Here is a 15,273-nt window from a genome sequence, read left to right on the forward strand (position 1 = left end):
ATGAACTTAAAATTGAAAGGGGAATGTATTATGACTCAAAAAGAATTTCCGACAAAGGACTATCAGAAATCATATGAGGACGAACGCGACTCGATCAATTCAAAGGACTTTATGATTGGCGCCTTGATCGGCGGGATGATCGGAGCGGCTACAGCTTTGTTCATGGCTCCGAAAACAGGCAAGGAATTAAGGAATGATTTCAATGAACAAGCTAGAAACATTTCAGAGAAAACAGAAAGATTAAGACAAACGGCGATGGAAAAAGGTACAGTACTTGCTGATACTGCAAAAGAGAAAACGAGCTCTGTCACGGAAATCGTTTCCAATAAATCTTCAAATATCGTCAATAAAGTGAAAAACCTAAAAACGGGTAAAGAAAACGGCGACGCTGCTGATGATACGACGAATTCGAGCAATAAGGATATAGATGTAACCGGAACTTCCGATTCTCCTATCGTATCCGTCGAAACGAACTTTGCTAACGGCAATGATTCGGGAAATAATCCCGCCGATCCTACAAGCGGAAACAAGAATGCGGCAAAATTAAAGCTAGATGAAGCGAAAAAGGCATTTGATGAAACAGAGAATAATTTAAAGAAATAATATTCCTTGAATTCCTTTAATGGGGATGAAGAGGCATAAAGGGACGAAGAATAAGGCGGTGAAGTGCTTCAATGGCTTCATCGCCTTTTTGATGGTAAAATTTATATGTACAAGGAAAGGAGACTGTATTATGGTCATGAGCAAAATCGAAACAGAAGAACAATTCAATGAGCTTCTAAAAGAGGATACATTCCTGCTTTTCAAGCATAGTGTAACATGCCCGGTCAGCGCTGAAGCATTTGAACAATATGAGAGGTACATCTTAGAGAACGCACAAATTAAAACGGCCTATTTAGCCGTTCAGGAAGCTCGTCCACTATCCAATTATGTGGCAGAAACATTTGATATCAAACATCAATCACCTCAGGCCATCCTTTTTAAAAGTGGAAAACCGGCCTGGAATGAGTCTCATTGGCGTATTACATATGATTCATTGAGCAAGGCCATCACTGAATGATTCATGAAGGCCGGAACCCTTTGGCAAGGGTTCCGGCCTTTTATTATTTCATCTGGTAGGCCATAGGATTTTTAAACGATCTCCAGGGGAAACCTTTTACTGTAAGGTCGTTTCCTGTTCATTTAGCCAACACAGGGAGTACAGGCGGCAGTTGTAACTCTTTAATCAAGGTCCAATGCTCTTGAGAAAAATTAGCAATTAAATTATAGCTTTCCTGTTCTATTTCCAATATAATTCCTACAACGGATCGTATTCCAATATCCAGTGGAAATCGTTTTTCCTGCATCATTAGCACCTACTTTTATGCATTTATAACTTTAATGCTTAAAAGCGTTTAATTATTAAAGAAAAATATAGTGACATTTTTGGACACTTCATTTATAATTGATTTAATTATACATGAAATATTCTAAATTTTTCATTGATAAAACAATCGGGGTGGATCCAGATGGGATTTTATTAGTTTGGAGTCCGCTGAACCGATTTCTATTTTAAAAAACGAAGGGATGGATTTGTAATGAGCAACAAAGAGCTTGATGGACTTCGTAATCAACTGGATGATGTGAACCTTCAGTTATTACATCTTATTAATCAACGTGCTGAACTTGTACAGGAAATTGGTCGCGTTAAAGAAAAACAAGGTGTAAACCGTTACGATCCGGTCCGTGAAAGAACAATGCTGGATCTTATCGAAGCCAATAATCAAGGACCGCTTGATCTTGGTTCGATTAAACATATTTTCAAGGAAATCTTTAAATTGGGCTTGGAGCTACAAAAAGATGATCAGAAGAAAACTCTTCTTGTATCGAGAAAACAAAAGGCTGAAGACACTATCATCGACATTAAGGGTGAATTGGTCGGTAACGGGATCCCTAGCTTCGTTTTCGGACCATGTGCCGTTGAATCTTATGAACAGACAGCTGCGGTGGCGGAAGTCATTAAAGCTAAAGGTTTGAAATTGATGCGCGGCGGTGCATTTAAGCCACGTACATCTCCATATGACTTCCAAGGGCTTGGTTTGGAAGGATTACAAATACTTAAACGTGTTGCTGATGAATACGGCTTGGCTGTAATCAGTGAAATCGTGAGTGCCAACGATATCGAAGCGGCGATCGATCATATCGATGTCATCCAAATCGGGGCGCGCAACATGCAAAACTTCGATTTGCTAAAAGCGGCAGGTGCTGTAAATAAACCAGTTCTTTTAAAACGTGGACTGGCTGCAACGATTGAAGAGTTCATTCATGCAGCGGAATACATCATGTCGCAGGGCAATGGCAACATCATCCTTTGTGAGCGCGGTATCCGTACTTACGAAAAAGCAACAAGAAATACACTTGATATCTCTGCTGTACCGATTTTAAAACAAGAAACTCATTTACCGGTCATGGTTGATGTAACGCATTCAACTGGACGTCGCGACCTACTGCTTCCTACGGCTAAGGCGGCTCTTGCAATCGGTGCTGACGGTGTTATGGCTGAAGTGCATCCAGATCCTTCCGTTGCTTTATCGGATTCTGCACAGCAAATGGACTTCAAACAATTTGATGAATTCTACGAAGAAATTAAACGTTTGAACTGGGTAACTGTATAAGCTAAGAAAGTCTTTAAATGATCTATTTACGGCCCTTACCAACTTGGCAAGGGCTTTTTTTAATGGTAAAATACTAGTTTTTGCAGAAAAAGCTTCGAAATGAGCACTATTGGATTGCAGGAAAGATTCGACTATCGTATGATAAATAACAAGAATGAGAACTGTTCGGAAGATTGAGTCATACATAAAGTGATATCTATGTGAATTTTATACTTGAATAGGGTATTGAATATTTGACTGAGAAGAGAGTAGGACTGCATTTTTTGTTAGGCAGATCGTTCCTAAAATAATCTTCCTTATAGAGAAAAACGCATAAAAGATTTTTTTTCGAAATAATTCGAGTCTTTTATGGGGAAAATGAAAGAAATGGAGGAATGGATGAATGAATAATATAACCATTTATGATGTGGCGCGTGAGGCGAATGTTTCCATGGCCACCGTTTCCCGCGTAGTTAACGGGAATCCAAATGTAAAGCCTGCAACAAGGAAGAAAGTTTCAGATGTGATTGAGAAGTTAGGGTATCGTCCCAATGCAGTGGCAAGGGGACTTGCCTCAAAGAAAACGACTACAGTCGGGGTCATCATCCCGGATATCTCAAGCATCTTTTTTGCCGAATTGGCACGGGGCATAGAAGATATAGCCACCATGTATAAATACAATATCATTCTAAGCAGTTCTGATGAGAATATAGATAAGGAATTCCATTTGCTGAATACGATGCTTGGAAAACAAGTGGATGGTATCGTATTCATGGGCGGCAACATTTCTGATGAGCATGTCAAAGAGTTTAAGAATTCACCTGTTCCAATCGTTCTGGCAGGTTCGGTGGATGAAAGCGGACAAGTTCCATCGGTCAATATTGATTATGAGGCGGCGGCATTCGACGCCGTGACCTTCTTCGCTAAAAAAGGCCACAAGCATATCGCTTTTGTAAGCGGAAACCCTTCCGCGCTGATTAATGAAATGAAATTGACTGGTTATAAACGAGGATTGAAAGAAGCTGGGCTTTCATTTGATGAAAGTTATGTCGTTGAAGGTGATTATACATATGATTCAGGAATTGAATCTTTTGAAAAGTACCTGGAAGCTGAAGACAGACCGACAGCATTCATCGCCGGTGCTGATGAAATGGCGCTTGGAATTGTCCATGCCGCTCAGGACAAAGGGTATAATGTACCGGAAGACTTTGAAGTGATCAGCTTCGATAACACGAGATTGACATTGATGGTTCGTCCGCAAATCACGACGATCGTTCAACCTTTATATGATATTGGTGCTGTTGCGATGAGGCTTCTTACAAAGTTGATGAATAAAGAACAAGTGGAGGAAGGTCTTGAAAAAGTGATCCTGCCACATCGGATTGAAAACCGTCAATCAACGAAATAAACTGGTTTGGAGAGTGTCCCGAGGGCACTCTCTTTTTGTTTCTCAAATGTTTGCCCGAACAAAAAAGATCGTTTTTCAACGATCTTTTGTTAACTTTGTTCATTGCTTTTAGTTGTTTGCCTGTTAGACCTGATGGGATAAAGGACCTTTTCAAGCGTCAGGGCATTCTTCTCGGTAATTTCAGGCTTCCTCGGAATGGGTTCGTATATATCCTCCATGTCATCCCATTCATTCGGCAGGGGAACAGGGGACTCAGGCTGCCAGCAATCGAGCCATTCCTTTGATAGGGGACCTGATATATCATTATTCGTCATTTCAAGCCAGACCCTCGCCCAAGCCCTCGGGACGACGCGCCATATATCATATCCGCCGCCGCCCACTGCAATCCACCGTCCTTCGCAATACTTATGGGCCATTTCGTGGGCCAGCTTTGGTATTTCCCTATAAATCTTCATGGTGGCTGATAAATGGGTGAGCGGATCGTAATAATGGGAGTCGGCTCCGTTTTGCGTTAATATGACATCCGGTTTGAAGAATTCAATGACCTCTTTAAAGGAAGCCCTGTAGCATTCGAGCCAGGAATCATCTTCAGTGAACGCATCGACCGGGATGTTGAATGAATAGCCGTAGCCTTTTCCCTGGCCCCGCTCGTTAATATTGCCGGTGCCGGGAAATAAGTAGCGACCTGTTTCATGGATGGATAGTGTACATACATCCGGATCATCATAAAATGACCATTGGACTCCATCACCATGATGTGCATCGGTATCGACATACAAGACACGCGCCCCATATTTTTTTTGCAGGTATTTAATCGCGACCGAACTATCGTTGTAAATGCAAAAGCCCGAGGCTTTCCCGCGGAAACCGTGATGAAGGCCACCGCCAAGATTAAGTGCGTGCAGGGACTGACCGGTCATGACGGCATCCACAGCCGTCAAGGTACCGCCTACAAGCAAGGCACTTGCTTCGTGCATTTTGGGGAAGATAGGGGTATCCTCCGTTCCTAGCCCATAATTTACAGCCTTTTCAGGGGGGAGCTTTCCCTGGCCTGCCAATCTGACAGCGTTTACATAATGGTGATCATGGATCAGTTCCAATTCTGCTTCGGTTGCCATTCTGGGCTTGATAATTTGATCATCATTTATGGCATGGTGTTTTTTTAATAAATCAAGCGTGAGTTTAAGCCGTTTTTGATTGAATGGATGCTCATCGTTGAATTTGTAGGTAAGGAGTTCATCCGAATAAACGAAAAGGGATGTATCATTCATGTGAAATCCCCGGTAGACTAGGCCATAAAACGGTATAGCCTTCTTTCTTCAAATCATCCACCACCATAAATGGATTCATCGTCTGTACACGAATTACAAGAATTTTATAGTCGGTTCCATTTTTTTCAGGATAAACAAGGGTGCTCAGGATATTCGTATTGCGCCTTTTGAAAATATGGGCAATATCATGAAGGGAACCTGCCTTATCCGGGATTCTGATTTCGATTTGGGATCCGGGCTGATTGACTCCAGTCAACTCAACGTATGAATGAAGTAAATCAGAACCGGTTATGATGCCCACTAACTTCCTTCCCTTTACGATTGGAAGGCAGCTGATATTGTTATCACAGAAAACAGCCCCGATTTCTTCCACGAAATCCAGCGGGTGCCCTGTGATTATTTCCGTTTTCATGATGCTTGATAGTGGTTTTTGTAAATCATTTTTGTATTCTTCGGTACGGAATATAGAAGGGGCAGCATCCCGAATATCACGGTCGCTGACTAATCCCACAAGTTGAAAGCTGTCATCGACAATGGGGATATGGCGAATTCGCTTCTCCTTGATGATCAAGACAGCGCTATGGATTGTATCCGTTGGAGTGAGGGTGATGATATCCTCATTCATTATTGTTTCAACAATCATTTTCCTTCCTCCTCTTACTCGCCTCTTTAATACATAAACCGATTCATAAAACGCAATTGGTCGAATTTCTGGATGGATTCCGGCGGGACCCTTTTGCCAATACGGGCCATCAGGCAGTTGGCTGGGTGGGAACTGATTTCAGGATCATCTGTTGCAAAGTAGACCAAACCACCGGCACTCATCATTTTTTCCATGACCTTGCGATAGTCCCAAATATTCAGACCTGTCCCTTTCAAATCCCAATGCCAATAGTATTCAGTGGTGATGATGATGAAGTCTTCAACCGAATCGTCTTCCATGGAAAGGCGGATTAGGTTTTTCCCGACGGAGGCACCCCGGTATTTAGGGATGACCTCGATTGCACCAAGCTCAATCAGGTCCTCCATCTTGATTTCAGACCAGCGCTCCAAGGGATCGGGATATAAGTAAGTTACATAACCCACGATTGTTTCATTTTCACGGGCGATAAAGATCCTGCCCTCAGGCAAGTCTGCAATCTCTATTAACGCTTTATGCTGCAAAGCAGGCGGGCGAAAGGCGACCAAGTCTTCGTGAAACTCATAAGCGGACATTTTTTCGCCGCTTAACGGCCCCTCGATGATGAGCGTTCCGCTTAATGTCTGCAGTTCCTTAGTGTAAAAGGTCTTACTATATTCCATTCTTTCACCACCCTTGTTATATAGTAATCTTACACTCTCGCATTCCGGAGTATACGAAGCATTGCTTTTAAAAACTGACCGAATGGAAAGCTTACATAAATTATACATGAAAACGAGGGGCATAATTCAGAAAGTTAAAGGCGCTTTTGTTACAGTGCTTCTTCTTTCCCGGCCATCATATGCATTCACCTTAACCATAACAATATACCAGTAACTTTCAAAATTCACCAAGAAGGGATTTCCCTAATATGGAAGTATTTAATATTTTAAAAATTGAGATAATTCGATTCTTATACTATAATGAAAATATAGAGCCGAATGAAGGGGGAGTTTGTCGTATGAATGTGAAAGCGTTACCAGTAGTGGAAGGTAATTTTAATTTAAAGAATTATGATGAAAAATACAATAAGTTTGACTGGTCTGAGACCGAAAAGGAATTCTCCTGGTCTGAAACCGGTAAAGTGAATCTTGCGTATGAAGCCATTGACCGCCATGTCGAAACATACAAAAAGAATAAAGTGGCCCTTTATTACAAAGACGATAAAAGAAATGAAAAGTATACATTCAAGGAAATGAAAGATTATACGAATCAAGCGGCCAATGTGTTCAAGAACATTGCCAATGTGGAAAAAGGAGATCGTGTTTTCATCTTCATGCCTCGCTCCCCGGAGCTTTATTTTGCTTTGTTGGGTGCGATTAAAACGGGAGCGGTCGTAGGGCCGTTGTTCGAAGCTTTCATGGAAGGCGCCATAAGGGATCGTCTTGAAGATAGTGAGGCAAGTGTGATAGTGACGACACCTGAACTTTTGCCGCGTGTACCGGTGGATGAATTAACCCATTTAAAGCATATTTTCTTGGTGGGGGAAAATATAAAAGAAGAAGGAAATTACCATAACTTCAATAAAAAATTAAAAGAAGCCGACAAAAAATTCGAAATTGAATGGGTGGATCGGAATGACGGTCTGATTCTTCACTACACCTCAGGTTCCACAGGCAAACCAAAAGGAGTGCTACACGTTCATAATGCGATGATCCAGCATTATCAAACGGCAAGATGGGTCCTTGATTTGCAGGATGAGGACGTGTATTGGTGCACAGCGGACCCTGGATGGGTGACAGGGACGTCTTACGGGATATTTGGACCTTGGATGACAGGAACCTCGAATGTCATTGTAGGCGGACGGTTCAAGCCTGAATCCTGGTACAAGACCTTGGAGGACTTTGGTGTCACGGTTTGGTATAGTGCCCCGACTGCCTTCAGGATGCTGATGGGCGCAGGTGACGAAATCGTTAAGCGGTTCGATTTGAGTTCTCTCCGCCATATTTTAAGTGTCGGTGAACCGTTGAACCCGGAAGTGGTACGCTGGGGAATGAAGGTATTCAATCACCGTATCCATGATACATGGTGGATGACGGAGACCGGGGCACAGGTCATCTGCAATTATCCTTGCCTGGAAATCAAACCGGGTTCGATGGGCAAACCGATTCCAGGTGTGAAGGCGGCAATAGTGGATGATCAAGGCAACGAGCTTCCGCCGCATAGAATGGGGAACCTTGCCATCAAGAAAGGCTGGCCTTCGATGATGAAGACCGTCTGGAAGAATGAAGCTAAATATGAATCTTATTTTATGCCAGGTGATTGGTATGTTTCCGGAGATTCCGCATATATGGATGAAGATGGTTATTTCTGGTTCCAAGGCCGTGTTGATGATGTCATCATGACGGCAGGGGAGCGGGTCGGACCTTTCGAAGTGGAAAGCAAATTGGTCGAGCATCCAGCCGTAGCCGAAGCCGGGGTCATCGGTAAGCCGGATCCGGTTCGGGGGGAAATTATCAAAGCGTTCATCGCCCTTCGTGACGGATATGAGGCAAACGATGAATTGATTGAGGAAATTCGTACATTTGTAAAGCATGGTCTAGCAGCACATGCGGCACCTCGTGAAATTGAATTCAGGGATAAACTTCCTAAAACAAGAAGCGGTAAAATCATGCGCCGTGTCTTGAAAGCTTGGGAACTTGATCTGCCAACTGGTGATTTATCATCGATGGAGGATTGAGAAACTTAGTCTTACTGATTATTGAGAAGGAAAAAGGCATCCATGGTCACTTCCATGGATGCCTTTTTGGGAAATTTATAAGGAAACAGGCTGTCGGGGTAACCCGACAGCCTGTTTTAGTTCAAGAAAGAGTGTCATTCTTCCTCTTCTTCAGCTTTATCCGTGTCTTGCTCGTTATCAATGACTGTGTCTTGCTCATTGTCGGTCTCTTGATTTTCTTGATCTGTATTCTCTTTGTTTTGATCTTTGTCTTGAGCTGGCTCTTTATCTGTTTGCGTTTCTTTTTCTGGTTCTTTTTCTATATCTTTATCTGAACCGTTCTCTTCTTTTGAGTCTGGTTTTTTATCTTCGTTAGCTATTTTATCTTTTCCACGATCATCTTTAGTTTTTGTGGAATCTTCTTTTGAACCTGTCTTTTTAGCGCCGCTTTCAACACGTTGAGAAGGGGCTGATTCTTTGCCGACTATGTCTACGGCCGTTACATAATAGGAACCGCCTGAGCCGACTTTATAAACCAGGCTCTCCCCAGCATTGATGCTCGCCACTTTTTTGCCGTCTTTATAGACACGATAACCGACGACATCTCCTTCATCATGCAAGCCCCATGTAATTTTATCGTTACCGATCGTTATGGATAGGGGATCTGGTGCCTTGCCATTATCATTCAATTTCGCTGTCGCCCCGACGACATTTCCTGATTTTTCGGCTCCAGGAATCACGGATCCCGGGTCATCGACATATTTCAATCCGATATCTGCAAAGGAATCGGGATTCAACATGAACCCGCCGCTTGTGAATTCGCCAGGCGTTTGCGGAAGGGCTGCGTAGCGTTTGCTGCCGACTGATACATATTGTCCATCTATGAAACTATCATCCGCCTTGGATGGAGCATATTTGGCAATGAATAAATCCGATTTGACAAGCCCGGCCTTTTGGCATGAACTTGAAGGCAGCAGTCCTGAAACGCCACAGAAGGAACGGCTGACAATTCCGCCCGGCATTTCAAATCGCTTATCGGGGTCGACGAGTTTTGGGTCGACTTTATATGCGGCATTGATCAGATCAGCCCAATAATACATATTACGTTTATTATATTCAAGACCATTATAGGTCCCTTGCAAGGATTTCGGTGTGTCATATCCAAGCCATGTACCGAATGATACATTGGGATTGGTAGCGACGAACCAAGCGTCCCAATAGTTTTGTGAAGTTCCGGTCTTACCTGCCCAATCACTTGAGAATGCAAGTCGGTTCCTGACCGAAGCGGCCGTCCCGCTGTTTACGACATCTCGCATCATATCAAGCGTCAGGTAAGCGGCTTGCGGAGAAAATACTTCCACTGGTTTTACTTTATGTTCATAGATGACCTCGCCATCTTTCGATACGATTTTATCAATCATATAGGCATCGACGAATTCCCCTGAATTGGCAAATGTGCCAAATGCATTGACGTTTTCTTCAACGGTTACACCTTTTGACAAAGCTCCCAATGACATGGAAGGATTAGAGTAATCCTCTTTCGTCACTGTTGTAAAGCCCATTTTTTCCAAATAGGAAGCTGGACCTTGGTTGATTATTTTCATGTAAAAGAGCGCTGCCGGGATGTTATAGGAATTCTTCAGTGCCTCACGCGCTGTCGTTACTCCCGTATAGCTGCCGCCGCCATAGTTTCCTGGACGCCACATTTTTCCTGCTGGAATGGAAATGGGTACGTTGGCCGATACGCTTCCAGGTGAGATCTTTCCTAACTCGATCCCCGGGCCATATACGAGCAGCGGCTTCATCGTTGATCCGTTCGATCGCAGTGATGCGGTTGCATGGTTCGTCTGTTCCCGCTTGAAATCACGGCCGCCTACGAAACTGATGATTTTTCCTGTTTTATTTTCGATTAGAATGGCCCCGGCTTCAACGGGCTCACTCACCGTTTTCATTTCCTTCGTATCAGGATCGACGACTTGTGCCGTTTTATCGTATCCGTAATTCGGATAGTTTTTCGTCACTTCCTGCATCTTGTCATAAATCTTTTTATCGATTGTCGTATAAATCTGATAGCCGTTCTGCCGCAGCTTACGATCGGCAAGTGCTAGATATTGAGCTTTTAAATCATCATTCTTTAAATCTTTCTCTTCATATCCATCTTCTTTTGCCAGACTGACGGATAGGATTTCGATGGAGCGTTTTTCGATTTCATAGGTGAGCCATGGATATTTCTCGGATGGCATCTCCGTTTTGCCGATAAAGTCTTTTGTTATGTCGTATGCGCTTGCTTTATCATATTCTTCTTTTGTTATGTATCCGTTACTATACATCCGCTTTAAAACGGTTTTCATCCGGTTGATGCCGGGCTCTTGATTTTCTTTCAGTTTTCCTTTCTGGGTATATGGTGTATATCCGAAAGGGCTTTGCGGCAATCCAGCGATAAACGCAGATTGGGGCAGTGTCAGATCTTTGGCCTCCACGCCAAAAATACCTTCAGCGGCGGACTCGACACCAGCGATGTTACGTCCTGAAGAATTTCGTCCCAAAGTGGAAACGTTTAAGTAGGTTTCCAAAATCTCTTCTTTTTCAAAGAATTTTTCGACCCGGAGCGCAAGCAGGATTTCTTTTGCTTTCCGTTCAAACGATACTTCGTTGGTCAGGACCTGGTTTTTAATGAGCTGCTGTGTTAATGTACTTCCTCCCGATTGGACGGTTGCATTCGTAAATTCCTGGTAAACGGCACGCAGGATGGCTTTCGGGACAACCCCGTCATGCTCATAAAAATACTCATCCTCTGTAGCGATGACTGCATTTTTTAGATGCTCGGAAACTTTATCGATGGACACTTCTTCACGCTCAAGGTCACTCTTAAGCTTGCCCAAGTATACTTCATCAGCAAAGTATACTTCAGAGGTCTCTTCATAATTGTAAATGTCTTTTTTCAAATCTTCTTTTGAGCGTACCGGCTCATCATTGACGAGGGCAGCGAAATAGCCGGCTCCGACGCCGCCGGCGAATGAGAATCCTAGAATCCCGACAATAATGAGGATCAGCGTTAAATTCCAAATGACTTGGTATGTAACCCGCGCGTTCCTATGTGTTTTTTCATTTTGAAAAAAACGGGTCAGCTGCTTCCAGACTGTTAGAAATCTATCTTTTTGATTATTCATCGTATCATACCCCCTGAAATCACATATATTATAGCATACAACAGGTAGGGGAAAGGGCATCTTTCTTATTTTTCTATAATCTGTAAGGGTATGTTGACAAGGATTCTTATGTATGATAAAAGTTTATTAACAACAATAAAATGATTAAATGATCGCGATGATAGGACCCAGTAGTCAGACTATCCCTGTTTCAGAGAGCCGGTGGTTAGTGGAAATCGGTACAAATGGTATGATGAATTACTTCCTGGAGCATTTGCTGTGAAATGATTAGTAGCAGGAAACGGTTGACGACCGTTATTCGTCTTGAGCGGAGGGCATATTATGTCCTCAAGTTGGGTGGTACCGCGAATTCATTCGTCCCTTCATATTTATGAAGGGGCGTTTTTGTGTGCTTTTTGCGGTTTTTTTCTAAGATGGAGGAGGAATATTAAATGGAATTGCTTAAAGACCTCGAGTGGAGAGGAATTATTTATCAACAAACGGATGAAGAAGGTTTTAAGAACCTTTTGGAAAAAGAGAAAATTTCTTTATACTGTGGTGTCGATCCAACTGCGGATAGCATGCACATCGGTCATCTATTGCCATTCTTGACATTGCGCCGTTTCCAGCAGCACGGTCATCGTCCCCTTGTGCTGGTGGGCGGTGCGACAGGACTCATCGGTGATCCAAGCGGTAAAAAAGAGGAACGTCAGCTGCAAACGCTGGAAAAAGTGCTTTATAATGCAGATTGCATAAAAGGGCAGCTATCCCACATCTTTGAATTCGACGGTGAAAATGGTGCGGTCATGGTCAATAACTATGACTGGATAGGCAAAATCGATATGGTTACATTCCTGCGTGATTACGGGAAATACATCGGCATTAACTACATGCTGGCAAAAGATACGGTTGCTTCCCGCTTGGATACGGGAATTTCCTTCACTGAATTTGCGTACACGATTTTACAAGGAATTGATTTCGGTCATTTATACAGCAATTACGACTGTAAATTGCAAATAGGCGGCAGTGATCAATGGGGCAACATTACGACCGGCCTTGAAATGATCAGGAAATCCAATGATGAGAATGCCAAAGCATTCGGTATGACGATCCCGCTCGTAACGAAAGCGGATGGAACGAAATTCGGTAAAACGGAAGGCGGAGCGATTTGGCTTGACCCGGAAAAAACGACTCCGTATGAATTTTACCAATTCTGGATCAATACAGCCGATGCAGATGTCGTGAAATACCTGAAATTCTTCACATTCCTGTCTCGTGAAGTGATTGAAGAGTTAGAGCAATCCGTACAAAACGAACCGCATTTGCGTAAAGCGCAAAAAGCTTTAGGGGAAGAAATGACCCGTTTGATTCATGGTCAGGAAGCTCTTGACCAAGCGATCAAAATCTCTGCCGCCCTATTCAGCGGTGAGGTGAAGAATTTAAGTGCAGCGGAAATCAAATTGGGCTTTAAAGATGTCCCTAGCTTCGAACGTGAAAGCAAGGAAGATATCGGTTTGGTCGATTTAATCGTTGAAGCGAAAATTTCGCCATCAAAGCGTCAAGCCCGTGAAGATATTCAGAACGGGGCAATCTCCATAAATGGGGAGAAAGTGACCGATCTGCAATATGTAGTGACGGAAGCTGCCAAGATTGAAGGGGAGTTCATCCTCGTTCGTCGCGGCAAGAAGAAATACACACTAGTGAAATGATTGTCCAAAGCCCGGCTGGGATTCAGCCGGGCTTTGTTCTGCAAAGGTGTTTAGGTGCAAAAAAAACCCCATCCAAGGATGGGGTTTTTGAAGTTATTAACGAGAGTAGAACTCAACGATAAGAGCTTCGTTAATTTCAGCAGGCAATTCAGAACGTTCTGGTAAACGAGTGAAAGTACCTTCTAATTTCTCAGCATCGAAAGTAAGGAAATCAGGAACGAAGTTAGTTGCTTCAACTGATTCTTTGATGATTGAGAAGTTGCGTGATTTTTCACGAACTGAGATTGTTTGTCCAAGAGACACTTTGTAAGATGGAATGTCTACGCGGCTTCCGTCTACAGTGATGTGACCGTGGTTAACAAGTTGACGTGCTTGACGACGTGTACGAGCTAAACCAAGACGGTAAACTAGGTTGTCAAGACGTGATTCAAGAAGAATCATGAAGTTTTCACCATGTACACCTTTAAGTTTGCCAGCGCGGTCGAACATTGTGCGGAATTGACGCTCAGTGATTCCGTACATGTGACGAAGTTTTTGTTTCTCTTGTAGTTGCATTCCGTATTCAGAAATTTTTCTACGTTGGTTAGGACCATGTTGTCCTGGAGCATAAGGGCGTTTTTCTAATTCTTTACCAGTACCTGTTAGGGAAATTCCTAAACGACGGGATAGTTTCCAGCTTGGGCCAGTATAACGAGCCATAGGATGACTCCTCCTTTAAATGTTTTTATTTTGGTAAAATAAAAACCGTGTGAATGTACGATTATGACCATTTTGTTTTCATGTACCTTCGCCCTAGCAGCAGAGGGTTACGAGATACACCTCTGTATTGAGGAACAAAATGAGAACATAAAGGCTGTCACATAGGCTGCAATATTTTACACAAAGAGTATTGTATAATATTTGGCTCAATGAGTCAAGGACAGTTGTGATTAATTAAGGAGTAGATAAAGAGAATCGCAGCAGGTAAATTTAAAAAATGCAATTTTTAGTGAGGTTTTTTCATTGTAAGCGTTATGATGAGATAATGAATATATGGAGAAAAATATCAAATGGGCCGATAGGCGTTATATATTGGGAAGAATTCAGGAAGTACCGGGTACATGTACATGGGGTCTGTAATGGAAAAGGGAGCAGGCAAGGATTGCCGCTCCCTTTAACTTTATAGATGCCTGGAAAGGATTTCAGCGAACTTCTCCAGTCCTTGCTGATCCATTTCGTCAAAACGGTCCGTTATCGGGCTGTCGATATCGAGGACACCAAGCAATTTGCCATCCTTCATGAGCGGGATGACAATTTCAGATCTTGATGCTGCATCGCAGGCGATATGTCCAGGGAATTGGTGGACATCCTCAATGCGCAAGGTTTTTTCAGTTGCCGCTGAAGTCCCGCATACGCCCTTCCCCATTGGAATGCGGACACAGGCCGGAAGCCCCTGGAAGGGCCCTAGTATTAATTGGTCTTCTTCATATAAATAAAAGCCAACCCAGTTAATCTCATCGAGAAACTGATTAAGTAAAGCTGCCGCATTGCTTAAATTGGCTATCCGGTTCGTTTCATCTTCGATTAAGGCAAGTAGTTGTTTTTGGACCATTTCATAGTTTTTTTCTTTTTTTCCTTGATACATTTCGACATTAAACAAAAGCGTTCACCTGTCTTCCTCATATTTTTACAGCACTTTCTAATCATGTTGCTTTATTGTTGGGAAATTGTCGAGAACTTACTAAAGGATTCAGGCTCTTCAGTGAAGAAGTAGTCCACAAGACTT

Annotated in this window: 13 protein-coding genes and 1 other annotated feature; of the genes, 6 read left to right on the forward strand and 7 right to left on the reverse strand. The window is 42.9% G+C overall.

The window, feature by feature from the left end:
• Window positions 1-30 precede the first annotated feature (30 nt).
• Window positions 31-603: a YtxH domain-containing protein gene (locus V3595_RS03025; protein ID WP_485905386.1), complete on the forward strand. Its 573-nt coding sequence runs from the start codon at window positions 31-33 to the stop codon at window positions 601-603.
• Between the two features lie 136 nt (window positions 604-739).
• On the forward strand, window positions 740-1,060 hold the full coding sequence (ytxJ, locus tag V3595_RS03030) for a bacillithiol system redox-active protein YtxJ (protein WP_485905387.1): 321 nt from the start codon (window positions 740-742) through the stop codon (window positions 1,058-1,060).
• 118 nt (window positions 1,061-1,178) lie between these two features.
• Here the strand turns inward: ytxJ and V3595_RS03035 are convergent, their stop codons facing one another.
• The gene (locus tag V3595_RS03035; RefSeq protein WP_485905388.1) at window positions 1,179-1,346 is read right to left on the reverse strand and encodes a hypothetical protein; all 168 of its coding nucleotides are present in this window, start codon (window positions 1,344-1,346) and stop codon (window positions 1,179-1,181) included.
• A gap of 231 nt (window positions 1,347-1,577) precedes the next feature.
• On the opposite strand from V3595_RS03035, the gene V3595_RS03040 reads away from it, so the two are divergent.
• Both V3595_RS03040 and ccpA read left to right on the forward strand, forming a co-directional pair.
• Window positions 1,578-2,654 carry a bifunctional 3-deoxy-7-phosphoheptulonate synthase/chorismate mutase gene (locus tag V3595_RS03040; RefSeq protein WP_101222960.1) on the forward strand — a complete coding sequence of 359 codons (1,077 nt, stop codon included), beginning with the start codon at window positions 1,578-1,580 and terminating at the stop codon, window positions 2,652-2,654.
• 382 nt (window positions 2,655-3,036) lie between these two features.
• Window positions 3,037-4,041, forward strand: a complete 1,005-nt coding sequence (ccpA, locus tag V3595_RS03045) for a catabolite control protein A (protein ID WP_413019291.1) — start codon at window positions 3,037-3,039, stop codon at window positions 4,039-4,041.
• Window positions 4,042-4,130: 89 nt separating this feature from the next.
• Here the strand turns inward: ccpA and V3595_RS03050 are convergent, their stop codons facing one another.
• Genes V3595_RS03050 through V3595_RS03060 form a run of 3 tightly spaced genes read right to left on the reverse strand, consistent with a single transcriptional unit; the run spans window position 4,131 to window position 6,614 of the window.
• Window positions 4,131-5,312 carry an acetoin utilization protein AcuC gene (locus tag V3595_RS03050; RefSeq protein WP_485905389.1) on the reverse strand — a complete coding sequence of 394 codons (1,182 nt, stop codon included), beginning with the start codon at window positions 5,310-5,312 and terminating at the stop codon, window positions 4,131-4,133.
• Window positions 5,305-5,955 carry an acetoin utilization AcuB family protein gene (locus tag V3595_RS03055; protein WP_485905390.1) on the reverse strand — a complete coding sequence of 217 codons (651 nt, stop codon included), beginning with the start codon at window positions 5,953-5,955 and terminating at the stop codon, window positions 5,305-5,307. The genes V3595_RS03050 and V3595_RS03055 overlap by 8 nt, the downstream gene beginning before the upstream one ends.
• 26 nt (window positions 5,956-5,981) lie before the next feature.
• A complete protein-coding gene (locus V3595_RS03060; RefSeq protein WP_034309235.1) occupies window positions 5,982-6,614 on the reverse strand; it encodes a GNAT family N-acetyltransferase in 633 nt (210 codons plus the stop codon).
• A gap of 338 nt (window positions 6,615-6,952) precedes the next feature.
• Between V3595_RS03060 and acsA the strand changes: the two genes are divergently transcribed.
• Window positions 6,953-8,671, forward strand: a complete 1,719-nt coding sequence (gene acsA / locus V3595_RS03065) for an acetate--CoA ligase (protein WP_485905391.1) — start codon at window positions 6,953-6,955, stop codon at window positions 8,669-8,671.
• Window positions 8,672-8,805: 134 nt separating this feature from the next.
• On the opposite strand, the gene V3595_RS03070 is transcribed toward acsA, so the two are convergent.
• Window positions 8,806-11,820 (reverse strand): transglycosylase domain-containing protein, encoded by a 3,015-nt coding sequence (locus V3595_RS03070; protein ID WP_485905392.1) that lies wholly within the window; start codon window positions 11,818-11,820, stop codon window positions 8,806-8,808.
• Window positions 11,821-11,968: 148 nt separating this feature from the next.
• Window positions 11,969-12,185 (forward strand) — a binding site (T-box leader).
• Between the two features lie 66 nt (window positions 12,186-12,251).
• Between V3595_RS03070 and tyrS the strand changes: the two genes are divergently transcribed.
• A complete protein-coding gene (tyrS, locus tag V3595_RS03075) occupies window positions 12,252-13,508 on the forward strand; it encodes a tyrosine--tRNA ligase (RefSeq protein WP_034309231.1) in 1,257 nt (418 codons plus the stop codon).
• A gap of 96 nt (window positions 13,509-13,604) precedes the next feature.
• Here tyrS and rpsD read toward each other — a convergent pair whose 3' ends face one another.
• Window positions 13,605-14,207 carry a 30S ribosomal protein S4 gene (rpsD, locus tag V3595_RS03080; RefSeq protein ID WP_034309220.1) on the reverse strand — a complete coding sequence of 201 codons (603 nt, stop codon included), beginning with the start codon at window positions 14,205-14,207 and terminating at the stop codon, window positions 13,605-13,607.
• A 460-nt stretch (window positions 14,208-14,667) separates the two neighbouring features.
• Window positions 14,668-15,147, reverse strand: a complete 480-nt coding sequence (locus V3595_RS03085) for a GAF domain-containing protein (RefSeq protein WP_485905393.1) — start codon at window positions 15,145-15,147, stop codon at window positions 14,668-14,670.
• Between the last annotated feature and the right edge of the window lie 126 nt (window positions 15,148-15,273).

It is taken from the genome of Bacillus sp. CFBP9009, from assembly GCF_036541465.1.
Taxonomy (GTDB): domain Bacteria; phylum Bacillota; class Bacilli; order Bacillales; family DSM-1321; genus Peribacillus.